Source organism: Bradyrhizobium sp. i1.15.2 (assembly GCF_040548425.1).
Lineage (GTDB): Bacteria > Pseudomonadota > Alphaproteobacteria > Rhizobiales > Xanthobacteraceae > Bradyrhizobium > Bradyrhizobium canariense.
The window spans coordinates 346363-369835 of the sequence record NZ_JBEPRQ010000004.1; the positions used below are offsets into that span (position 1 = coordinate 346363).

General features: G+C 58.1%; 17 protein-coding genes. 4 read left to right on the forward strand and 13 right to left on the reverse strand.

What is annotated here, in order from left to right:
- Positions 1-220: 220 nt before the first annotated feature.
- Genes ABIB80_RS11440 through ABIB80_RS11465 form a run of 6 tightly spaced genes read right to left on the reverse strand, consistent with a single transcriptional unit; the run spans position 221 to position 9108 of the window.
- A complete protein-coding gene (locus tag ABIB80_RS11440) occupies positions 221-2014 on the reverse strand; it encodes an ABC transporter ATP-binding protein (protein ID WP_198288246.1) in 1794 nt (597 codons plus the stop codon).
- 50 nt (positions 2015-2064) lie between these two features.
- Positions 2065-3060, reverse strand: a complete 996-nt coding sequence (locus ABIB80_RS11445) for a glycosyltransferase family 2 protein (protein ID WP_007595290.1) — start codon at positions 3058-3060, stop codon at positions 2065-2067.
- A complete protein-coding gene (locus tag ABIB80_RS11450; RefSeq protein ID WP_007595292.1) occupies positions 3057-5987 on the reverse strand; it encodes a trifunctional glycosyltransferase/class I SAM-dependent methyltransferase/polysaccharide deacetylase in 2931 nt (976 codons plus the stop codon). The genes ABIB80_RS11445 and ABIB80_RS11450 overlap by 4 nt, the downstream gene beginning before the upstream one ends.
- Positions 5984-7144 (reverse strand): glycosyltransferase family 2 protein, encoded by a 1161-nt coding sequence (locus tag ABIB80_RS11455; protein WP_198288247.1) that lies wholly within the window; start codon positions 7142-7144, stop codon positions 5984-5986. Before ABIB80_RS11455 ends, ABIB80_RS11450 begins: the two co-directional genes overlap by 4 nt.
- 12 nt (positions 7145-7156) lie before the next feature.
- Positions 7157-8140, reverse strand: a complete 984-nt coding sequence (gene galE, locus ABIB80_RS11460; RefSeq protein WP_007595295.1) for a UDP-glucose 4-epimerase GalE — start codon at positions 8138-8140, stop codon at positions 7157-7159.
- Entirely contained in the window at positions 8137-9108 is a 972-nt protein-coding gene (locus ABIB80_RS11465) for a UDP-glucuronic acid decarboxylase family protein (RefSeq protein WP_007595297.1), read from the reverse strand. Before ABIB80_RS11465 ends, galE begins: the two co-directional genes overlap by 4 nt.
- Before the next feature lie 914 nt (positions 9109-10022).
- On the opposite strand from ABIB80_RS11465, the gene ABIB80_RS11470 reads away from it, so the two are divergent.
- Complete coding sequence (locus tag ABIB80_RS11470) at positions 10023-11021, forward strand: glycosyltransferase family 2 protein (RefSeq protein ID WP_007595299.1); 999 nt, start codon at positions 10023-10025, stop codon at positions 11019-11021.
- Here the strand turns inward: ABIB80_RS11470 and ABIB80_RS11475 are convergent.
- A complete protein-coding gene (locus ABIB80_RS11475; protein ID WP_354127437.1) occupies positions 11010-12206 on the reverse strand; it encodes a glycosyltransferase in 1197 nt (398 codons plus the stop codon). The two genes, ABIB80_RS11470 and ABIB80_RS11475, sit on opposite strands and share 12 nt — an antisense overlap.
- A 108-nt stretch (positions 12207-12314) precedes the next feature.
- Between ABIB80_RS11475 and ABIB80_RS11480 the strand changes: the two genes are divergently transcribed.
- Positions 12315-13346: a glycosyltransferase family 2 protein gene (locus ABIB80_RS11480; protein WP_007595304.1), complete on the forward strand. Its 1032-nt coding sequence runs from the start codon at positions 12315-12317 to the stop codon at positions 13344-13346.
- An 88-nt stretch (positions 13347-13434) separates the two neighbouring features.
- Here ABIB80_RS11480 and ABIB80_RS11485 read toward each other — a convergent pair whose 3' ends face one another.
- The gene (locus tag ABIB80_RS11485; protein WP_007595306.1) at positions 13435-14265 is read right to left on the reverse strand and encodes a glycosyltransferase family 25 protein; all 831 of its coding nucleotides are present in this window, start codon (positions 14263-14265) and stop codon (positions 13435-13437) included.
- A gap of 276 nt (positions 14266-14541) precedes the next feature.
- Between ABIB80_RS11485 and ABIB80_RS11490 the strand changes: the two genes are divergently transcribed.
- On the forward strand, positions 14542-16212 hold the full coding sequence (locus ABIB80_RS11490; RefSeq protein WP_219684435.1) for a putative Ig domain-containing protein: 1671 nt from the start codon (positions 14542-14544) through the stop codon (positions 16210-16212).
- A gap of 10 nt (positions 16213-16222) precedes the next feature.
- Here the strand turns inward: ABIB80_RS11490 and ABIB80_RS11495 are convergent, their stop codons facing one another.
- Positions 16223-17350 carry a polysaccharide pyruvyl transferase family protein gene (locus tag ABIB80_RS11495; protein ID WP_007595310.1) on the reverse strand — a complete coding sequence of 376 codons (1128 nt, stop codon included), beginning with the start codon at positions 17348-17350 and terminating at the stop codon, positions 16223-16225.
- Positions 17351-17774: 424 nt separating this feature from the next.
- On the opposite strand from ABIB80_RS11495, the gene ABIB80_RS11500 reads away from it, so the two are divergent.
- Positions 17775-18575 (forward strand): FkbM family methyltransferase, encoded by an 801-nt coding sequence (locus ABIB80_RS11500; RefSeq protein WP_007595312.1) that lies wholly within the window; start codon positions 17775-17777, stop codon positions 18573-18575.
- Between the two features lie 86 nt (positions 18576-18661).
- On the opposite strand, the gene fcl is transcribed toward ABIB80_RS11500, so the two are convergent.
- Genes fcl through ABIB80_RS11520 form a run of 4 tightly spaced genes read right to left on the reverse strand, consistent with a single transcriptional unit; the run spans position 18662 to position 23348 of the window.
- Complete coding sequence (fcl, locus tag ABIB80_RS11505; RefSeq protein ID WP_007595314.1) at positions 18662-19618, reverse strand: GDP-L-fucose synthase; 957 nt, start codon at positions 19616-19618, stop codon at positions 18662-18664.
- Positions 19599-20681, reverse strand: a complete 1083-nt coding sequence (gene gmd, locus ABIB80_RS11510; RefSeq protein WP_035993338.1) for a GDP-mannose 4,6-dehydratase — start codon at positions 20679-20681, stop codon at positions 19599-19601. The genes fcl and gmd overlap by 20 nt, the downstream gene beginning before the upstream one ends.
- Positions 20682-20686: 5 nt before the next feature.
- Entirely contained in the window at positions 20687-22234 is a 1548-nt protein-coding gene (locus ABIB80_RS11515) for a lipopolysaccharide biosynthesis protein (RefSeq protein ID WP_007595318.1), read from the reverse strand.
- A 13-nt stretch (positions 22235-22247) separates the two neighbouring features.
- Complete coding sequence (locus ABIB80_RS11520; protein WP_007595320.1) at positions 22248-23348, reverse strand: glycosyltransferase family 61 protein; 1101 nt, start codon at positions 23346-23348, stop codon at positions 22248-22250.
- Between the last annotated feature and the right edge of the window lie 125 nt (positions 23349-23473).

The window sequence follows — 23473 nt, forward strand, 5'->3', positions numbered from 1 at the left end:
TTGCGTGCTCCTTTTACGTGGCACACAACTATGCATGCGTTCAAAAGAGCCTTATGGATTCGACGCAATTTGACGCATGACGAGCGAATCGGCTGGTGGCTGGATATTTCTGCACAGACACCGTAATGCTACGGGCTCGTGTGAACCGCGCTGCTTTGCAACAGGAGGCTCAGTGCAGGGCTCGTCATTCACGGGCGGGCGCCGACACCCTGGGTTCCGACTAGGGAACCGTATTCCGCATGCGGTAGGTAACCACATCATCTTGCGAAATTCCTGTTACGCACGCTCCTCGACTCACCAGGACTTTCGCCGGAGGGCCCTCAGCACGAACCCGGCCGTTTTCAATGCACACCACGTGGTCCGCATCGCGCACGGAATCCAGGCGATGCGTTATGAGCAACAAGGTTCGGTTCTTGAACTGCAGCTGGATAGCGCGTCGAATGCTGTCCTCAAGCGTCAGATCGAGCGCGCTCATCGCTTCGTCGAGGATGAGGAACTTCGGATTGCGCACAACCGCTCGTGCAAGACCAAGACGCTGCCGCTGACCGCCCGAGAAGCGCAGGCCATGCTGTCCTATCCAGGTGTCGTATTTGTCGGGTAAGGCCTCGACGACCTCTGAAATGCCCGCGACCCGCAGCGCCTGCCGAACCTCTTCCTCGGAGGCGTCGTTCTTGGCCATCCGAACGTTCTCGATTACCGTGCCTTCGACCAGGTCGACATCCTGGCCCGCAATCGCGAGCATGCCGAGCCAATCGGTTCGACGAACGTCTTCGATGGATCGGCCATCAACCCGTATGTCACCCTCGCTGGCCGAATACAGGCGTAACAATAGATTTACGATCGTGGTCTTGCCCGCTCCGCTGGCTCCAATGAGCGCAGTGGTCTTCCCCGCCGGAATGTCAAACGAAGCATCCAAAAGAGCGGGCTCCGTACCGGCATCATAGCGGAACGTCACGTTGCGAAAGGAGATGCCGTCCTCCAGTTTAGCCACCGCCACGTGCCCGGCCTTCGGATATTCCTTGTCATCTGTCGACAGCATGTGTCTGATGGACCGAAGCTGAGGCTCGATCTGCGCCATATACAGCAGGTTCCCTTCCAAATCTCGCATATGCGGCTGCAATCGATAGAGCAACGCGACCGCGGTCAGGCTCGTCGCGAAACCGATTCCCCATAAGTCAGCGAACGCGACTACGAGAAACAGCACGACAAGATATCCCACCTCCGTCAGAGGCGAGATCATAGCGGTTAGGCGCGCAAGCCGCAGTGCGACCTGTCGGGCCTGCGTCGAGGCCTGCTCGAAGCGTTTCTGGTGAATCTCCTCCTGGCCATACGCGCGGATCGTGCGCATACCCTGGAGTGTCATCAGCATATGCTCACCCAGCTTTTGATGAACCAGCTTTACACCGGCACCCAACTGCTGCATGGGCAACGAAAGATGCCGCAATCCGGCCGACACAATCATCGAAGCGACGAGGGCGAGGACGGTTACCTTGATTGAGAGCGCCAACAGAAAGGACGCGAAGAGAAACACCGAACACGAGCTCACGATAATGCGGGTAAGACTCGCGTATGCCCCGGAGATCACCCACGTCTCGGTTCCCAACACCTCCATGAGATATGCTTCGTCATGGCGTTGGAAGAACGAATAGGAAGTTGACAGATACTGCAGATGAACGCGGTTGCGCGCGACCTCATTGATCTTCTCTCCAACACGCGCACTGACTAGTGTGTTGACGAAGGAAAGAGCACCGCGAGCAATGATGAGAAGGAGCAGAACGACAGCAGTTTCGGTCGAGCTCTGAAACCAATTCGCCGCGTATCGGAGCGCTTCGCCCAGGAGGCCACTGGTCGACGTTGCAAGTTCCACCTGCCCCATGGCGAAATAGAAGAACAGGAGCACGAGGGTGATCCCGACCGTCTCCGCCAACGATGTAGCCAAGCCAAGGACAATTAGTGCGGGCGTCACCCAACCGGGCAGCGGAGCAAGCTTGAGCAGCTTGAACAGTTCGACCAATGCAGCGCGGCGAGCAGCTCTCGGTCTTCGTGCGTTGTTCGCGTGTTGTGTCATAGCGATTGACTGGGATCGCCGATGGCAAACAACGAAGCCGGGGGTCGAACCGCCCTGCGACGCCGATGACGCCATTTCCACCGGATTTCCGAGACGGTATCCCGCGGCACATCGTGCACCGCGACCCTGAGCGCGAGCAAGGGATTCCGTTTGAAAAGGAGTCCAAAGATTGAAACGAAGTACCACAACTCACCGCCCGTCAGAGCTCTCCGAAGCAACCAACGCGCATAGTTTCTGAAGCCCAGGTCAAGGAGCGCCGCGCGCTCGGGGTGCCGCATCATGATCTCATCCGCGACCAGCATCCACGACCGGAACATCCGGGTCTTGTTGCTCGACATGTTGTTCGGGAGGTAGCGATATCCAATCTGGTACTCGGGCACGACCGCGAAACGATACGCTTCCGCGACACGGCAATAGAACAGCAGATCTTCACAGCCTTCTGCCCCCGATGCCCTGAGTCCACTCTCGAATCCTTTTGAAACTATGAGGGCTTCTCGGCGGACCAGTGACGAGCTGCCGTTGCCGATGAAATTTCCCTGACAGAGATAGTCCAGCACCTCGCCCGCATGAAACACGGGATCGGACCTGGCGCTTACGCGACTATCGGCATCGATCCAGTCATACCAGCTGTAGACAAGACCAGTCCGTTCTCCTCCATCAAGCAAGGCTTGAAGCTGTCGTTTAATCTTGCAGGGCGTCCAGAGATCATCAGCATCAATGAACGCGACGAAGTCCGCGCGCGCCGCCTGCCAGCCCGCATTCCGAGCGGCCGCCACCCCCGCATTACTTTGTTCTATGATTGTTACTCGAGAATCCTGAATCAGATGCCGCTGCACAACTGCGACCGTGTCGTCTGTGGAGCCGTCGTCCACGACAATAATTTCCAGCTCCCGGTGCGACTGGGATCTGACGCTGCGAAGCGTCTCGTCGATCGTTGCACTGGCGTTGAAGGCCGGAATAACTACACCGACCAGAAACGCATCCATATTCATTGATACTGCTCCAGGCAGCGCGCGAATGTGTCCAGCGTAAAATCGCCTCTGATCTCAATTCGCGGCAGGTCTAACAAATTGTCCCTTAGTGTGGCGGCCCGGTTGACAGTATTGAACAGCGTCTTGTAGCCGCATTCGGCTGCGAGAATTCCAAGCCGCTGATCTGTGGAGCCAAAAGGCGCGGCAAGTGACGTTACGGGTCGCCTAAGCCATCGTTCCAACTGTGCACGAGATCGCGTCAATTCCTCGGCGAGAGTCCAGGTCGCAAGTTCCTCGCCGCGCGGATGGCTCGCCAAATGGCTACCAAAGGATACGCCCTCGGCGGCAAGCCCGGCGATCCTGACCGCGTCGAGCAGTGGAGCGGGCTCTCCGAACGGAGCATCCCATTCCGCCCGCTTTCCCACGAAGTCGGTCGCAACGAACACCTCTGCCGAGAAATCGTTTGCCTGCAAGATCGGCCATGCATGCTCGGCAAAATCCTCGTACCCATCGTCGAAGGTGATCAGCACCGGCCTGCCGACGAACGGATGATTGCTTGCCACGAACCAGGCGAGCTGATCCGAATTGATGGTATGGTATCCATTGCGGCGAAGCCACAGCATCTGTTGCCGGAACGCATCGGGAGACAGCCGGTACCGCGCCAATTCACGTGGTCCTTCAACCGCAACTCTGTGGTACATCAGGACCGGAGCGTGCGCGCGTCTTTCGGATTGCGCGACGTCAGACCTGCGCGCGACGGCACCACCCCACACGATGTACCGCACAACCTCGACTTCAATCGGGGCGTCGATAGCCGCGCATTTCACCTGTGTGTCAGGGGCAGCTTCACCCGGGAGTAACCGCCTGAATCGATCGATACGGTACAGCTCCGTCTCGATCGACGTCTCCAGGGCAAGTCCGGGTACGCTCTGGATAATTCGCGTGATCGTCTCCGCCCCATACGGACTCTCCCAGTCGAGCCCCGTTCGCGACATGTTGTCCTTCAGCACAAAGGCGTGCCCAACCACCAGGTAACCGCCAGGACGCAGCGCCTGCACCAGTCGCTTCGCCACCGATTGGAGTTCAGCCTCGTCATCGAGGTAGTAAAGGACCTCGGAGCAGACGATCAGATCGATGTCCTGCGGGAGCGGATTGGCGGACAAATCCAGTTGGGAGAATTCGATATTCTGATGCCCATTGCACCGGACACGGGCGCGATCGAGCGCCTTATTCGAAATATCGGTGGCCTGGAGGCGCTTGACCCTGGGAGCCAATTGCCGCGTGAAATGTCCCTCCGCACAGGCAAGCTCAAGCGCGTCGTCCACTGGTTGGTCTGGAAGGAGTTCAAGTTGCCGGCTGTACTTTTCCTGTTCATACGGCGAACCGTAGTTCCAGGGATCTTCCTGCTCGAACAGACCTTCCCAAAATTGCTTGCGCGCGGTGTGTCGAGACCTTTCGGCACATCGAATCCGGCTGCTGGAATCGGGTATACCCGAAATGGCCAGCGGCCGCGCCTGGCCTGAAGCTCGCGAGGCCAGCTCGCGCAGTCGCGCCCGGTGAGTATCTCGGCCGTCTCGCATGAAACGACGAAGCATTCCGGTCCACTTGTGAAGTTCGATTCTTGCACGAACGAGATTTCCGAGCTGTGCTCTGATCTGGGAATGAACCAGGCCATTGGAGGCCAGCGCGATCCAGAACCGGCTGTCGATAGTGCCGAGGGCACCAATATCCAGCAGCGCCAGGATGCGAGGGCCGTCGCAGAGATAGACGTATAATCGATCAATGGTCCCGATCGGCCTGATGGTGGCGATACGGCGAAGGTCAACGCGCATGCCGAGCGTCAGTGTGAGCACCCTGGGTGCCGAAAGGTCGTCATACTCGAGCACTTTCCGCTCAAACCTGTATTGGCACTTTCGCCCCGCCGCGGGGTCGTTCCACGCACAGCCGATTGCCAAGATGAGGCCGGTTACCCCGTCCCCGTACTGCGACCACCGTTCCGCCAACTTGGCAGGCACCGTTCTGGCGCCGACCACGACGGCTTCGAGCAGGACGCTGGTGATCTCGTCCGCCGCCGTCTGGGCTTTTGGAATGTCCCTGAGCGTTTCCAGCATTGGATGGCTGGCGTTTCTGCGCCCGCATTCAAATCCGGCACACCAGAGCGCGAAGTACGCGTACGCCGCCGCGGCGCCGCCGTATGCAGTTGACGCTCCCGCCCGATGTGCGGGTGCCGGCGCGCTAACGCGATCATCACTCGAAAATCCGCGAGCAACGACCACCTGCGCGTCGGCCAGCATCCGTTTGACATCTTGCGTCAGTGAACGGTCGCTTGTCCGGTAATAGCTCAATTTCTCATCAACATGGATCCACCTGCCGCCGCAGCGGGCGATCCGTTGCCACAGGTCCCAATCTTCGCACGTGCGGAGGCTGGCCTCAAAGCCGCCGACCTTTGCAACAGCGCTCTTCAAGACGAGCACGCCATGAATGAACGTGGCACACGTACGAGCGAACCGCTCGAAGGCGTTGTCCTGGATGGCCGGATCGCAGCGAACGGGAGATTCACTGCCGTCAGGCATGACCCGGCAACAGTTGCAATAGGCAGCCACCGCCGAAGGATCGAGATCCAGCGCATCATTCATTCGGGCAAGGAAGGACCGATCAATCCAATCGTCACTGTCAAGGAACAGTATTCGTTCGCCGCGCGCGCTTGCAATTCCCTTATTGCGGGCACCTGAAGCGCCTACTCCGCCAGACTGCAGAACCCGAAAGCGGGAATCCCGCGCCGCATATTCGGCGACGATCGCGGCCGTGGCATCGGTCGAACCGTCATCCACGACAAGAGCTTCCCAGTCGAGGTCGCGCTGCGCGAGCAGGCCGTCAAGCGTTTCGGCAATGGTACCTGCAGCATCGCGGGCGGCCACCACGACGGACGTACGCGGATGGGCCGTCATCTTCGAAACCTTCGGCGATGATAGAACAGCAATCCGGCGAAATACCCCGTCACCTCCTCTTTGAGGAAGCGGTCGCGAATGCTCCCTCCTTCCATTGCATTCCGGAGCAGCCGATAGAGATACCAACGCGGCTTGTAATAGTAGGCCAGACACCGGTTCGCCGAGATCCCCGTTCGCTCATACTGCACCAAAAGTGCGGCTGCATGACCGCGCATGTAGTGATAGATCTGGCTGGCCAGTCCATCCATTGTACTGCGGTGAAAGTGGAATGCGACTGACGCCGGAGTATAACGACACGTGTAGCCGCCCGCGAGCAATCGATACCAGTACTCCGAGTCGCCCGAGCAACCGGCCTGACCGACGTCCAGGCGCTCATCAAAGAGCCCGACGGCCTGAAACACCTCGCGCCGGAACGCCATGCTCGCTCCGGCGCCGATCTCCCACGCGGCAAGAACCTGGCCGCGATGAGATCGGAAAACTGCGGGGTCGTAATCCTGTTCGCGATAGCCCTTGCCAAATCCCCAATACGTCTCGAAATGCCGTTGCGCCTCGGTCGCGAGCTCGGCGGGAAGCACAAGCCCAGTCACTGCACCGATCTCGGGAGAGTCAAACGCAGATGTCAGTTGCTCCAGCCAGCGCGGGTGAAGCAGCACATCGTCGTCCGTATAGGCGACAATATCTCCGGTCGCTTGGAGCGCGCCGGCATTGCGCGCAATATCCAGACCGGGGCGATCCTCGCGAATATAAGTTGCTGCCGCGGCCAACGCGACATCCCGCGTCCTCCGATCGCGCGATGCATTGTCCACCACAATGATTTCTCGTGGAGGATGGGTCTGCCGCGGCAACGACGACAAGCATTTGCTCAGCTCGTCCGGACGATCGCGCGTGCAGATCACCACGCTCGCCGAGAGCCTCACTTTCGTCGGGGTTCGCACTTTGGAGTCGACAGCTGACAGAAAGCTGTCGTTGATATGATCGATCCTGGCGTCCGTTATCTGGCCTTCATGCATCAGCACATGGCCGATCGGTTGGTTGGCACGCCAGAACACCGTCATGCCCTCGCTCAACGTCGTTTCCGCAACATCGGACGCCGACGTCACGGAGACATGCGTCACGCCTCTTCCCAATCCAATTCTTGCGAATGAGGTGTCGATCATCTTCGTGCGCAATCATGCCGGCGGGTGGCTATCGCTCCACCTCAGTGCGGTCTTGATAATGAAATCGATCTCGGATTGCCACGGGCTCCAACCGAGCTCCCGCTTGGCTTTGGCAAAGGAGGCGACGAGCGTGGGCGGGTCCCCTGGGCGGCGTGGGCCGCGGCGGACGACCGGGTCCTTTCCGGAGACACGCTTCACCGCCTCTACTAGTTCGAGCACACTCGTGCCAACCCCCGTACCGAGATTGAAGACATGAGTACCGCCTCGAGCCACCAGCATGTCACCTGCCAGAAGGTGGGCCTGCGCCAGGTCAGTGACGTGTATATAGTCCCTTATTGCAGTGCCGTCCGGCGTCGGAAAGTCCGTTCCCAGAATGGTGAAAGGCCGATCGGGTCGGCGCACCGCTTCGATCGCCAGCGGAATGGCGTGCGTCTCCGGTTCGTGGCGCTCGCCGATCTCGCCATCAGGATCACAGCCCGCCGCGTTGAAATAGCGCAGCGAAACCGACGACATCTCGTACGCGCGACCGAAGTCCTCGAGCATACGCTCGATAATCATCTTGGACCATCCATAGGGACTAATCGGCGCCTGCGGATGCGTTTCGTCTATCGGGGTGCGCGTGGGTACTCCGTAACTGGCACACGTGCTGGAAAAGAGCACGCGCGAACAGCCGACCGCCCGCATGGCATCCAGGAGGGCAAGCGTTCCTCTCGTGTTGTTATCGTAGTAAATGGCGGGATCAGCCACCGATTCGCCGACATAAGCCAGTGCCGCAAACTGCGCGACGAGGTCAGGCTTGTAGGTTTCCAGCGCTGCGCGTACGCCGGCTGAATTGCGAATATCGCACTCGACCAACGGTCCCCAGCGCACAGCATCGCGCCAGCCTCGGGAAAGATTGTCGAGCGTCACGACGTTCCAGCCCGCCATCGCAAACGCCTTGCAGCAATGCGAGCCGACGTAGCCAGCACCACCAGTGACAAGAACAGTCTTTTTCATCTCGCCGCTTCCGCTCCCCGCGCAATCATTAGGCTCTCGAAATATGCAATGGTTTTGCGTAAGCCGTCGCGCAACGAGAAGGATGGAAGCCATCCCAACGATTTCTGGGCCAAACTGATGTTGGGTCGGCGTTGCTTGGGATCGTCGATCGGAAGCGGCATGAATTCGATAGCCGATCTGGATCCAGTGAGGTCCACGATCATCCCGGCCAATTCAAGCATTGTGATCTCAGCGGGGTTGCCGAGATTCATAGGACCGACGACGTCATCACATGTGTTCATCAGCCGGACCAGACCGTCGATCAGGTCATCGACGTAGCAGAATGAGCGTGTCTGCTGCCCGTCACCGTAAATTGTGATTGGTTGATTGGTTAGTGCCTGCACAATGAAATTGGAAATGACACGCCCGTCATAGGGACGCATACGTGGACCGTAAGTATTGAAGATGCGGGCAACCTTTATCGAAAGCTTGTGTTGCCGCCGATAGTCGAAAAACAGTGTTTCCGCGCACCGCTTTCCCTCATCGTAGCACGAGCGCGGCCCGATCGGATTGACCCTGCCCCAATAGGTTTCGTCTTGCGGATGAACCTCGGGATCACCGTAAACTTCCGAAGTCGACGCCTGCAGAATTTTTGCGCGTATCCTCTTGGCCAGCCCAAGCATGTTGATGGAACCATGCACGCTCGTTTTGGTCGTTTGAACAGGATCGTGCTGGTAATGAATTGGACTGGCCGGGCACGCGAGGTTGAATATCTCGTCGACTTCCACATAGAGAGGAAATGTGATGTCATGCCGGATTACTTCAACTTTTTGGTTGGAAAGCAATCCAGTCAGATTATCCTTTGAGCCGGTGTAGAAATTATCGACACACAAAACTTCGTTTCCGGCGCTTACCAACCGTTCGCAGAGGTGCGAACCCAAAAAGCCGGCACCGCCCGTTACAAGGATTCGCCTCGTTCGCGCCAACATTTACTCCTCGTCACAAATTCTTGTTGTCAACTCTCCGACTTCCAAATTCCAGCTGATCCTTATCTAAAGCAATTGTGGCCTGAGTTGGTGCGATGCGTGGCTCCGACGCAGCCGCAGGTGGGACGCAGGAACCGGGAACGCGCAGTTGCAAGGCCTCGACACTTTCGTCACATCGAATTTAGGTCAGCAACCATCTGACAAAATCGACAAATGCGCCCCTGCGGCCCCTCGTGTCGGATGCAGCCGCGAGCGGTGTCCTTGGTGCGCGCATTGCTATGAAACTATTGCCTCGTGGCGGTTTCGTCCGCGGGATAGAACCGCGTTTGATGCGCTTCCGAGAGAACCTGCCCTGTCGATGATTTCGCCAGAGCGGTCCATTCGTACATTCCAGGCTTGCAAGGACCAAATGTCCGGACCGTCCCAGACGGCACAACGCCGTTACGGGGAACCGGAACGTCCTGGCCTCCCATCTCTCGGGTGCCTTGCGCTAGTGTGAGCGACATCGACGTGGCGCCCACGGGAACATTGCTCAGTCGGATCTCGGGATTTGGGAAAAGTGTGATACAGCCGCGTGTCCCGCCCCATGAAAAATCAAGTGTCATCGGATCAGCTGATGCAGGATGACATAGCGCGAGCAACAACGCGAAGACGGCGACAACAATTTTCACATATCGCTCCGGTCAGGTTTGATGCCGGATCTTCAGGCGATCGGCCACACAGTATCCACCAAAATATATCGCCATTTTATGGCTTGGTAGCTGAGCATACTGGCTGATCAAGGCAACAAAAGAGCGGCAGGTCACGAGTTGGCCATTGTTATATTTGACCGTCGACACATCCGTTGGCGAGCATCAGAGAACAATGCTGTGCCTGCCAACGGATTGAGCAAAGAACCGCAGGATGGTAGCTAAACCGTGTCCAGAAAAGTCCTGATCGTCGTACCGGTATTGAATGAGGCTCCCCACATCGAGACCGTTGTCCGTAACCTCGCTAGCGACAGCGTTCATGAAGATCGCACAATCGTGGTTGCAGATGGCGGCAGCACCGATGAGACGGCTGACATTGTGCGCCAGCTGGCCGAGGAGATTGCCGGCGTCCATCTGTTGCGCAATCCGCAGCGGCTGCAGAGCGCCGGGGTTAATCTGGCCGTACAAGTCTACGGTGCTGCAGCGCAGGTCCTGGTGCGGTGTGACGCCCATTGCCAATATCCGACGGACTATATTTCGCGCCTCCTCAAGACCTTGGACGAGCGCCAAGCCGACTCGGTCGTGGTCCCTATGGACTCGCGCGGTGACGGCTGCCTGCAAAAGGCCGTCGCCTGGGTATCGGACACAAAGGTCGGTTCGGGCGGATCGGCACATCGCGGCGGAAAGAAAAGCGGCTTTGTCGATCATGGACATCACGCAGCGATGACCATCGACGCCTTTCGCAGGGCCGGTGGTTACGATGAAACCTTCACTCACAATGAAGATGCAGAGTTTGACTGCCGGCTGCGTGCAATCGGCGGCCGGATATTTCTGGATTCGGACATCCGCCTTTCATATCGACCGAGGTCGGGTTTTCTGAGCCTGGCGAAGCAGTACTTCAACTATGGTCGCGGTCGATCGAGAACCGTGAGACGGCATCCCGGATCGTTGCGACTGCGCCAGTTCCTGGTACCGACTCACGTCGCGTTGATGTTCTGCGCCATCGTTCTGTCTCCATTCGCACCTGTACTGTTGACATTGCCGATGGCTTATCTGGCGATACTTGGGCTTACTGCAGTGACAATTGCACAAAAGCATCGCTCGATTTGCGGGTTGCTTGCGCTGCCGGCCGCTGTCGTGATGCACTTCGCGTGGGCACTTGGCTTTTTCTGGGGCATCCTGTCGATCCGCCAGACCACCTGGCAGATGACCCCTTCAGTTTCCTGAATCCTGCAGAACCTGGGCGCTGACCAGTGCGTCTGCATGCCGGCCCGCCTTCGCATAAGCGACCTCGGTCAGGCGGGCAATTGAGGTCCACGTCGGCACGGAGTCGCGCAGATCCAGCATTGCTTGTCCCTTGGAGTTTCGATAATCAGGATCATCAATTAGCCGCTCGAGTGACCGGGACAATGCGGCGGGGTCATCTGGAGGAACGAGCGTTCCCTCTGCCCGATCGTTCAGCCATTCGGCAAAGGTTCCAATGTTCGACGCGACAATCGGACGTCCCGCCGCGATCGCCAGCATCAGCACCCCCGATGCGTCAATGTCTCGGTACGGAAAAGCCAGGATGTCGGCGTGCGCGACCAGCGAGGTCATTTCATCGTCCGGAACGAACCGCAGGTCGAATTCGACATGGTCGTCGAGCTGCAGATCCTTCACCATCGCAAACAACGGCTCCATCGCCATTTCCGGCCAGCCCACGACCTTCACCACGCAACGTGCCCTGACCTCTCGGGGAAGCAATGCAAGTGCGCGAAGCATAACGTCGACGCCCTTGTAGGGCTTTATCTTGCCGAACAGGAGTATTTGAACGCGCCCGCCACCGGCCGAAGGCTCGTCCGCCGGTCGGGCGATATGATCCGTCAGCAATCCGTGCGCGATAACGGATATCTTCTCGTCCGGGATACCGACGCCCAGAAGGCGATCGCGTGCAACGGCCGTATGAACGATGAGATGGTCGAAGCAATGCAGAATCTTGAGCGCGCCAATCCGCTGTATCCGCGAGCTCGGATTGTTGTTGAACGGATTCGAGTCATGAACGGTCAGAACCGTTGGCGCGACCTTTCTGAACTTGGGAACGAACTGGCTGTCAACAATCGCCAAGGGCGCCCACTGGAAATGGATCACATCGGGCGGCGCTCTCCTGAAGCGCCTGATCAGCCGAGCCATTGATTCAGCGTGACTGAGACCCTTCAGTCCCAGCTGCACGTTGCGCGGAAGTTTCTTGAAAAAGCGCGACTGCATCCCAGGATAAAAATGTCGGTCAAGAAACCGCACTTCGTCGACGGACGGCTTCTGCCCAAGCTGGCGCCCGACAATGTTGGCTGCATGCCCAATATCGGTCAATCCTTTGGCTAATTTAAGATCATACGGCCAGGTAAACAGTGACGGATCGATCAGAGCGATTTTCATGCGATTGTCTCACCAACCATGCTTGCGGACTGTGAAATTACTTCTGGCTCATCAACGCATGGATTGATAGCCTTCGATGACACTGGCAGATTTCCTGAGCGAGACGCGTTGAAGATTAGCATCGTCATAACAGTCTACAATTACGAACGGTATGTCGGATTCGCAATCGACAGCGCGTTGAATCAGACGCGTCCAGCGGATGAAATTGTTGTCGTCGACGATGGCTCGATCGACGGTTCCCGTCAGATCATCGCCGGGTATGGTGACAGGATTCGAGCCATATTTCAGGCAAATCAAGGCAACATCGCAGCATTCGAAGTTGGGTATCGCGAAGCGACAGGCGATGTGCTGCTGTTCCTTGATGCGGACGATATCCTGATGCCGACAGCAGTGGAAAATGTCGCCGCACACTGGCGCGAGGGTCTCTCGAAAGTTCAGTTCAATCTGGAACTCATCGACGGCGCTGGTACGCCTCTTGGACGGTCATTTTGTGCGTTTCCGACGTCGTATACGTTACAGGACGTGCATGCAGAATTTATCCGGTCAGGAACGTACATCTGGCCGGTCATGTCGGGCAATGCGTATTCCAGAGAGTTTCTTCGTCAGGTCATCCCTCTCAATCCGCCCGTCGGATACGATGGCGCTCTCAACACGATCGCGCCGCTTTACGGGGACGTCGTCACGGTGCAGGCAATCTTGGGGCAATATCGGCTCCACGGTCGAAATATCAGCCGGAACGACGCGCAGGGCCGCGCCCAGCGCTTTCCCGATTTCCCTAGGCAAATCGGGTTTCGCGTCGCCGAGTTCGATATCCTGAAGGCGCATTGCGACAGGAAGTCGGTACATGTGCAATCGGCAAGGCCAATCGATAACGAGATCGTCTTTATCAACTATCGCTTAGCGTCCCGAAAATTGGGACTGAGGTATGTCGCCCAGGAGATGGACACATCGAGTTCGCTCCTGCGTCGCGGCATATGGCTGGCTCTGACCGAGACGACACAATGGCGGACCGCCGCCTCTCATATCGTCTGGTTCACTGTGTTATTCTTGAGTCCTTCCTGGTTTGCATACCGGCTGATCATGCTCCGGTTCAACAGGGCAGAACTCCTGAGGCCGCTCCTGAGGTTCGGCCGCTCCTGAGGTTCGGCAGCGTTATCCGACGCAAGCACGCCTGAATGCGCGATGGCGCAAAGCCAACCCACCTCGCAAGATCCTCGTCGCACGCCCTTCAGGCATCAATCACAGGCTTTCGAACCCCGCGAATTGTCCCCGGCATTGGCCCGTAAAGACTGGTTACGCCGGCAAGGCGGCCGCGAATCCGCCTGTCGGACTGGCGAAGGCGAATATTTTCCGACAAGCGCAGAACGTATTCCTTCGATTTCCACGCAAACCATGCCGCCCTGTCAAGCGCAGTAGGCTCGCGGAGCGACTCCGCCGCTTTTGCAATCGAGGATGGCAGCGTCAGCTCAAGGCATGGAAATGGAAACAAGCCATAGTTGTACAGCCCATTTGCCCAGAAGCGATCCATCTCCCAGTCGACTGGCCGATGGATCGTCGTCACGCTGTGGATAAATCGACGCGCTGCGCCGCTGGAGATCAGATAGGCCTGCGTTCCCATTGGCGCGCGCTCAAACCGCACCAATTCCCGCTGATCCAGCCAGGCCACGTGCTTGCACGGCGCCATGTGTCGCCCATACAGCCGGAGATAACCGATCTCGGCAGCCTTGCAGATATCCGGAAGCGATCGAAAGCTGAATCCGGCATCGAGAACGACGTCGTCTTCCACCACAAGTGTCCATGAATCGTCGGTGTCCGATGCCCCCAGTTGCGCCATGATGCTCATATGGCTCGCTGCGCAGCCGATCTCGGCTCGTGAAAGGCCCCTGCCCCAAAAGCGGATGGCCAGCGCTTCATCATATTGCGGGAGCCCCGTGGCTGGCACACGCAAGGCATCAAAGAAGGTCCAGGGAATACCAAGCGAATCCAGATTTGCACTCGCGCGCTCGCGGCGCACGGAACCGTCCAAACTAATCGCCACAACTCTGAGATCGCTGCCCATTGATTAGTCAGTCCTGCGCTGTCAACTTGGAACCGCATTGCACATGATCTCAAAAGGATTAGCGCGAACTTGTCTCTGCTGACAAGGAGGAGGCAAGCGCCCAGGCTGCCATGTTCGCGACGATGTTTCACATTGTTATCCCCGTCAGCACGAAATCTGCGGCTACACACTGAAATGGTCCGCATTCGAACGCGTTGGTGCAAACCGAAGGTTTCCACACTTGCGAGTGAATGTGTACGCCGCAAAAATGATGACGGTTAGGCAAGAGAGGCGTGGATGCCATCAAAGCGTCGAATCAACGGCACCATGGCAGCATTGTTCGTCGCATCGTTGGCTGTTGCTGGCTCAGCACTTTATCTAGGCCTGAGCAACGATGGTGTGCGACAGCGCCTGCGATCCATCACGCCCTCCAAGCGAAGCAGCCAGATCGTCGGTGGCGCCGTCGTCGGCCAGAATGGCAGCGGGTTGTATGCGGGCTATACGCTGTCCTGGGGTGACGATTTCGACGCCCTCGATATCGTTGGTCCGGCAAACCCGCGCGGCAAGTTCTTCCCGACTGGCGCCTATCATCCAGGCATCCGCGGCAATACCACGTCGCTAGGGACAGGCTTTGATGCCGACCCGCTAACGACAGGTTACAAAGACCGGAACCGCGGCGTCGCGGTCGACTTCGACAACATGTCGGTTTCCAGTTCGGTGCTGCGGCTCGGGGCGCGCAAGGCAACAGTGCGCGAGCAGGCATTCCTTACACCGACCGACCGGTCCATCAACGGAGGCGTCCGCCCGCACCTCTCCGCGATGATCCATACGGCCGGGGCATTTGCATACTACCCGAGCACCAATGCCGTCATCGTCGAGATACGTGCTCGGTTCAGCTCCAGGCTTACGAATCCGGCTGGCTTTCATCCAGCATTCTGGACCTATTCCGTTGCACCCGTGCTCAACCCAACCGGCAACGAGTGGGATCTGGAGTGCAACTCTCAAGGGATGCATTTCAGCAATATCGTCCACACCTCGGGGGCAATCTCGACCGACAACAGCGCCGGACCGTTCGACTATATGGACGATACGTTCCACGTCTTCAGCTTCGTCTTTCGAAACGGCGGAAGCACCCAGCTTTACGTCGATAGTGCCCTTCGGTCCCAGTTTATTGGCGTGGACTCCAATACCAAGAATATGCCCTCATTTCTGCTGCTGACGTCACACATATTCAACAATACGTTCGCGGGCGAGGCGTACGACGCCGCGGCGTGGGCCAGCTCCACGACCGGGGCCTATCTCGATGTCGATTGGATTCGCGGCTGGCGGACGGCAGGCGTCGCGCATTGGAAGCCGCTGGTTTCGGTCGAAGACCTTAATGTCGATTATGACGGCAGCGGCAAGGTCGTGCTCCCGAGCGCCAAGGCCCTGTGGGGTGATGCAAGCGTCACCGAATTCGTCCAGGTCGTACCCTACGACAGCTCCGAACCGGGCATGGCGGAGCAGTCGACGTTTACGCAATTCCCGGAAGGAATTTCGTACGATGCGGCGGCGCGCACGATCAAGGCGGACTTCACCACCGCTACGGGAAATCCCGGGCGGTCCCATGTCGTCGTTTACGGCTACAAGCCTGACGGCTCAACGATGGAGCCCCTGCGATTCTCCATCAATCGCGGCCCGCGCGTGACGACGCCCCCCCTTTCAGCCGCCGCAGGCGACAGCTATCACCACGATATCTATGGGGAGTGCGATGTCGGCGTCATGATGCCGAAGATTTTGTCCGTCAAAGGACTGCCGCAGGGGCTCGCCTTTGACCCTTCCACCGGACTGATCAATGGCGTTCCCACGGCGGCAGGGGTCGCCAACCTAACAATCTCCTGCGCGAACAATGCGGGCCAGACCACAAAGAGCACAACAACGTTCACCGTCCACGCGCACGAGCCGGCGAACCGCCCGTACGGAGGATGATGCTCGACCCTCAACGTTGATCCGTCGGCGCCGAACTGCCCTGGCAGATATCCAGAAACTTTGCGAGGGCGCCGTCCACACTCGTGCTCAGTGGCCGGCTCAACTTTTCGAAGGGCTTGCTCCACGCATCGACGAACGTGCTGATTTTCCCATAATTATTGTCAAGAACCGAGTGCGGCAGATTCAGCAACACGCAAAAGATGTGCGTGTGAAGCCGGTCCGTGATCACGTAGGCCGACGATCCAACCTGCCTCATTCCACGGGCTACACGATTCGACGCCAGCAGGTGAAACCACCGAATGCGCACGTCGAGCTCCGACGACGTCCTGCCCTTGAGCAAGAGGAGCGCCGTCTCGAGCAGCGCCTTGACAAACAACCACTTTCCCAAGCCTCGTTGTTCGTTGAGCCAGTCCTCGACAACAGCAAAGTTTGGGAGCGGCGGAAAATGCTTTTGCTCTACCTTCTCGTGATCGGTTCGGAGCAGCAGCAACAATTTCTTGGTTACTGCCGCTGGCGAGCTCTGCGCCCCCAGGCAGAACGCCATGTCCGGACAGAGATCCACGGGCGCAGTAAATTCCGCTGTCGCGATATTCAAACTTTGCACGTCACGGACCAGAATCCGGAATTTTTTGTGCGAGTTGATGATCTCCGCGGCGCGCTTGAGACTTGCCTTCGAGGAGAAGTGTATAGTTTGTGGCAACTGAATGATCGGGCGATCCGGAAACTCCGACAGAAGCCTGAGCCGAAACTCCTGATGGCTGGGCCACAGGTCGCCAAAATTGCCCCCACCATGGATAAGGATCGGTCCAACAGGAACGGCTCTTTCAAATTCCTTCTTTGACCAGGTGTCATAGGTGCAGACATAGGAGGGTGCTCGACCTAGCTTTTTCTGCAGATAGGTCTCTTCACCCAACCATATGGCGCTGTCGCCCACATTGGAGTGGTTGGGGAAATCCACCAGCGCGAAATTCTCGACACCCACCAGATGGGGCCCGATGACCTTTTCGATCTCATCCTGCAGTTCTGCAATCAGTGTACGAGAATCCTTCATGGGAATTTCGGCCATCGTCCTGAGTTCGGTCCCATCGGTCGCATCACAGCATCGAATGGCTTTCGATGCATCGGCAAAACTTCCCATTCGACTAATCCACTTCTGCCATTGCGCCAAGCACCCGCAACGGTTGTGCAAACAACGCATCTGCGCGCCACCAGCGCGGACGCCGGATGTTTGCGCTGCGAGCTTCCCGCGTCTGTCATTCGATCTTCGCGCTCAGCCGCTTCCGCCTCTACGCTCTCGTGCCTCACTCGGTCCCCTCGCCGATGCGGAAGCCGACCGGTTCCAGAGCACGGAATAGATCGGCTTAGCAGCCAAAAGGCAAGTCTCGGCAACACTGCCGAATAGCGATACCACCGCACATATTCATGACAAGAATCGAATCTATTGGAGTCTTAAGGCAGGCAAATGTGTTGATCGCAACGAACATAGGCAGCGAGCCTGCAGGAATGCCGATTCTTGCAGCACGTCTTGCACCCAGGTGCGTTAGCGAGCTCGGAGTCATCGCATGATCGGTTTATTAAAAGACTACGTGAAGACACGCCTGCTCAACAGCGACGTTATGATATCCGGCACCTCAAAGGAGGAGGAGCTCAGGGAATTCTTCCGGGACCTTTTCCCTGTCGTTACGGACAAGAAATTAGTTCGACTGGGCGGATCCGCTGATGGCGGCTATTTGGTTCCGGATGACCTCGAAGGCTGCGTCGGTTGCTTTTCGCCGGGCGTCTACAACGTCTCTGACTTCGAGCTCGGCCTTGCCGAACGCGGCATCCCGTGCTTCCTCGCCGACTTCTCGGTGGATGCACCCGCGACCCAAAATGACCTGCTCGATTTCGAAAAAAAATTCCTCGGAAACGAAAACAACGCCAAGTTCATGACTTTAGAGAACTGGATGTCGAGAAAGGGCGCTCGGACCGGCGATCTCATCCTCCAGATGGACGTTGAAGGCGGCGAATACGAGGTTATCATCGAAACGAGCTGCGACGACCTGAAGCGCTTCAGGATCATGATCATCGAGTTCCATTCCTTGGACAGAATTTTCAATCCTATCGGTCTCAAGCTGATCGGCGCTGTTTTCAAGAAGATCACCAAGCACTTCGACGTCGTACACATTCATCCGAATAATTACTTCAAACCCATCGAATACAGGGACTTCAAGGTCCCGCCGATCATGGAATTCTCGTTCTTGCGCAAGGATCGCGTTTCTCGCCGAGCGCCTGCCAGAAGGTTTCCTCACGACCTCGACAGGAGAAACGTCGCCAATAGGGATGATGTCGTGCTGCCGAAATGCTGGTTCGCTCCGGGGTGATCGCCACCGTGGCCCCACCGATGAATCGCGCCAGCCGCGGACATCGGGTGCGCGACCGTCGGCTCGCAATGGCGGAAGTGCGCTTCCTACTCTCCGGACTGCCGGTTCTCGCCGAGATATGCCTGATAGGCCAGCTTGAGCCCATCCTCGAGCGGGGTCTTGGCCCGCCAACCCAGTTTCGCCAACCGGTTGACGTCGAGCAATTTGCGCGGAGTGCCGTCGGGGCGCGAGCTGTCAAAGCTGATCTCGCCGGAATAGCCGACGGTCGCCGCGACCACCCGGGCGAATTCGGCGATCGCAATGTCCGTGCCGGTACCGACGTTGACGAGCTCGCCGCTCGAATAGGTCTTCATGAGGTGGATGCAGGCGTCCGCCAGATCGTCGACAAAGAGGAATTCGCGCCGCGGCGTGCCGGTGCCCCACACCATGACGTTCTTCGCCCCCGACGTTTTGGCCTCATGGAAGCGGCGGATCAACGCCGCGACGACGTGGCTGTATTCGGGATGATAATTGTCGCCGCGACCATAAAGGTTAGTCGGCATCACACTGATAAAGTTTGAACCGTACTGGCTGCGATAGGCTTCGACCATCTTGATGCCGGCGATCTTGGCAATCGCATAGGGTTCATTGGTCGGCTCCAGCGGGCCTGTCAGCATCGACTCTTCGCGCAGCGGCTGGACTGCCAGTTTGGGGTAGATGCAGGAGGAGCCAAAGAACATCAGCTTCTCGCATCGATTGACATGCGCTGCGTGAATGACATTGGTCGCGATCGCGAGATTTTCGTAGAGGAACTCCGCCCGCAGCGTGTTGTTGGCGACGATACCGCCGACCTTGGCGGCAGCAAGGAACACTACCTGCGGACGCCTAGCAGCGAACCATTTATCGACGGCGGTCTGGTCACGCAGGTCGACCTCGCTCCGCGAGGCCGTCAGCAGTTCGACATTTTCCTCAGCGAGTCGCCGCACCAACGCGGAGCCAACCATGCCGCGATGGCCGGCGACGAAGACGGTCTTGCCGGCCAGTTCAAATGGAGTACTTGCCATTGGCAACCTCTCGCCTCGCCTCGAGCAAATCGCAAGCCATCATTTCCTTGACCAGCTGCGCGAACGGGGTCCTGGATTTCCAGCCGAGCTTCTCGCGCACCTTGCTGGGATCGCCGATCAGGAGATCGACCTCGGTGGGACGAAAATAAGTCGGGTCGATCCGCACGACGATCCTGCCTGACTCCTTGTCGAGGCCGGTTTCTTCGACGCCCCTGCCTTGCCATTCGATTTTGCGGCCGACTTCCGCAAAGGCGAGCTCCACGAACTCGCGCACCGAGCGGGTCTCCCCGGTCGCCAGTACGAAATCATCGGGCCGGTCGGCCTGCAGGATCATGTGCATGCCTTCGACATAATCCCTGGCGTGGCCCCAGTCGCGCTTGGCCTCGAGATTCCCGAGATACAGCGTCTCTTCGAGGCCCGTCTCGATGCGGGCAACGGCACGCGTGATTTTGCGGGTGACGAAGGTTTCGCCGCGGATCGGACTCTCGTGGTTGAAGAGAATGCCGTTCGAGGCAAACATGCCGTAGGCCTCGCGGTAGTTCACGGTGATCCAATACGCATAAAGCTTCGCCACCGCGTAAGGGGAGCGCGGGTAGAAGGGGGTCGTTTCCTTCTGCGGCACTTCCTGCACGAGGCCGTAGAGCTCGGAGGTGGACGCCTGATAGAACCGTGTCTCCTTCTCCATGCCAAGAATGCGGATCGCCTCCAATAGCCGCAGCGTTCCGATCGCGTCGGCGTTCGCGGTGTACTCCGGGCTCTCGAAACTAACCGCCACATGGCTCTGTGCAGCCAGATTATAGATCTCGGTTGGTCGGATCTGCTGCATTAGACGGATCAGGTTTGTCGAATCCGTCATGTCGCCGTAATGCATCAGGAACCGCACATTGTCGGCATGCGGATCCTGATAAAGATGATCGACACGGGCGGTGTTGAACGAGGACGATCGCCGCTTGATGCCGTGAACGGTGTAGCCTAGCCCGACCAGATACTCGGCGAGATAGGCACCATCCTGACCGGTGACGCCCGTAACCAGCGCGACGCGGCGCTTCGACCTTTCATCCATATTACTCACCCGACTCCTCGGTTATCATCGACGATTTTCCCAGTTTCCCGAAACCTGTTGGCAATTGCGCCGAGGATTCGCAGGATCTCACGCTCTGGCCCGGCCGGCGCGCCTGTCGCTCGCCAGACTCCAAAGAGGGACCCGACATAAGCGAGAGCGCTCACGAGAACAATGGCGATCAACCGAGCATAGACGTGAGACTCATGGCCAAACGATGTGATGAAACTCCAATTGGTCAGAAGACCGACAATGATCATCGTGCAGGTGGACAAAGCGGTCCTCAGATTCACGAGAAATTGTCGGGAGACAGAAGTGTCAATCAATTCGCGGACCAGGACCATGTTGTAGACGACACCGCCGAGCGTAACCGCCACGCGAGCGACCAGCAGGCCAAGTACCCCCCCGACCCACAAGCCCGCCACGATGACAGGCAGCCTCACGATCAGGATCGCAACGTCGCGATGAAATAACCTGCGCGTCTGCCCAAGGGCCAGACCAAGGGGTTGAACGGTCGCACTGAGCGTATGCAACGCAATTGCACCACCGAGGAGCTGGATCACGATTGTCGCGCCTGCCCAGGCTTCACCCAGTGCGAGCGGAACGAATTGATCGGCGATCAACGCGAAGCCGAACCCAGCCGGAAAGGCAATCGCACACAGCATTGATTGCGCCGACAGATAAGCGCGTTGAAGGGCGGCCTTGTCGTCCCTCAGCCTCACAAACGCGGGAAACAGTGTCCCGGCGAGTGGATTTGTTGCTTCTCTTGTCGGCGTGGCGGCCAAGTCGCTGCCCAGCACATACGCACCCAGGGCGGATTTCCCGAGAAAATATCCGATGATGATTTGGTCGAAACGCCAGTTGAGCGTGCTGACGGCCTGTCCGAGTGATAGCCAAACAGAGAACGAGAATAGGGAGCGGCTCCCCCTTATCCGGAATTTCGGCCGGAACGGATGGATGAGATAAGAGGCGACGACATCGATGAAGTTGGCGATGACGGCTCCTGCGATAAGCGCCCAGTAGCTCCTGAAGCAAATGGCGATCCCGGATGAGACGAGGATGGTTGCGAGCGCCCGGCTGCTGCTCGTCACAAATTCCTGCCAGAAGACGAGTTGACGCTGCATCATCGCAAGCATCGGATTTCGAAGCCCAGATATCACAATCGAGCAGCTCAGCACCAACAGGATCGGAATCAAGCGGCCATCGCCGTACGACAATGCCACCGGATAAGCGAGCAGCGAGAGCAAGAGTGCCAGCAAGCAGCCGCGAGCCAGGCTCAACGTCCACGCGGAGTGGAATTGATCCTCACTAGGATCCTTGTGGTGAATGAGCGCCGATGCCAGGGACAGTTCCGTCATCGACGTCAGAACAGCAATGATGGCCGTCGCGACGGCAACCAGGCCGAAATCTTCCGGCGTGAGCATTCTCGCCAATATGAGCGTGTTCAGCAAGCCGAGACTGGCAACCACCAGCCGGCTCACGCCGATCCAGGCGGCTCCGATGGCGATTGAATTTTTCGACAAAGGGAGCGCCGTACGCGCACCAATAGCGACCATTTTCAATGCTCGTTCATTGACAGATGGTTTCCAGTGCGCGCTCGAAGATGTCAGGCGCAACCTCGAAATCGAATGGACTTGGCCCAAACGCTCCCCGCGGGCGTGTTCCCTTGCTGTCTCCCACGATGTAAGAATAGTGCGCGCCGGCCGACGTAGCGATCGTGTAGTAATAGGGATGCACGTGGTCTGAGGGGATCAGCTCCAGGACTTTCGTTCCAGGCGAGCAGAATACGAGATTGGTCAGCCCTGCACCGTGTGGGCCAACGACAATCGCGCATTCCGAGAAAAACGCCGCTTCATCCTCAACGTCATCAAAATCGTAGATCTGGAAGCCGAACTTTCTCAGTGCAGGCATCAGCTCTTGTTCGTTGGCAACCTTCCTTTGTCCTTTGCGCGGAACGTATACGCGCCTGTCGTGACGAAGCGGCGACTTGGCGACCGGCAAGCGGAAGAACTCCGTAAGCCATGGTGCATAATTCCGTCGCAAGCCTGGAAACGAAGTGCCGATCACGAGATCGGCCTGGATGTCCTCCTGGCCTGCCCACACGCACTTGTGCACTGGAATTCCAAGCCGGCGAACGAGTTTGGCTGCCGTTTCGGACGCAGGCTTGGGCAAATAGACATAGTCGACATCCTCGAGCGACAGGCCACTTTTCTGGAATAGCGCCAAGCGTCCCAGGCAATCGAGCAGGAAGTGCCCATAGTTCCCTCCGGCGAAATCACTCGCTAGCGAGAGACAGGTGCCGCTTAGCGGCAGCGGCGTCCCATAGGCAACTGATCGCGGATGGCGCGAGAACGACGATCCGTACCAAGTGCTCTCGTAGAGCAGCGATCCATCCTCCGTCACGAGCCAGCCGTCGGGACCGAGGATGCGGGCCTTGTCCAGGCGGAGAACGCCCAGCTCGGGCATTCTGTTGTCAACGCTTTCACCGAAACCTGCGTCGCGGCTGCCGAATCGAACCGGTGCCTTCCGGGTCAGGACCTGTTCCTCGACGGCAGTGACCCACGTATGCGGATGTTCACTTCGCCACGTGCGATGATCACAAAGCCGGCTCGGGCTGCCGCGCAATGTACCACGGAGGATTTGCCTGACGGCGCGAACTTTTGAGTTCATGGACAACTACCAATGCAAGAGACACTGACCGTGACAGGCAAGCCCGCATGACGGCTCACCTGCCACAGCCAAGCAAAATTCAGACCGACCTTCGGATAGCGTGCCGAGCGCAATCAGCGGTACTC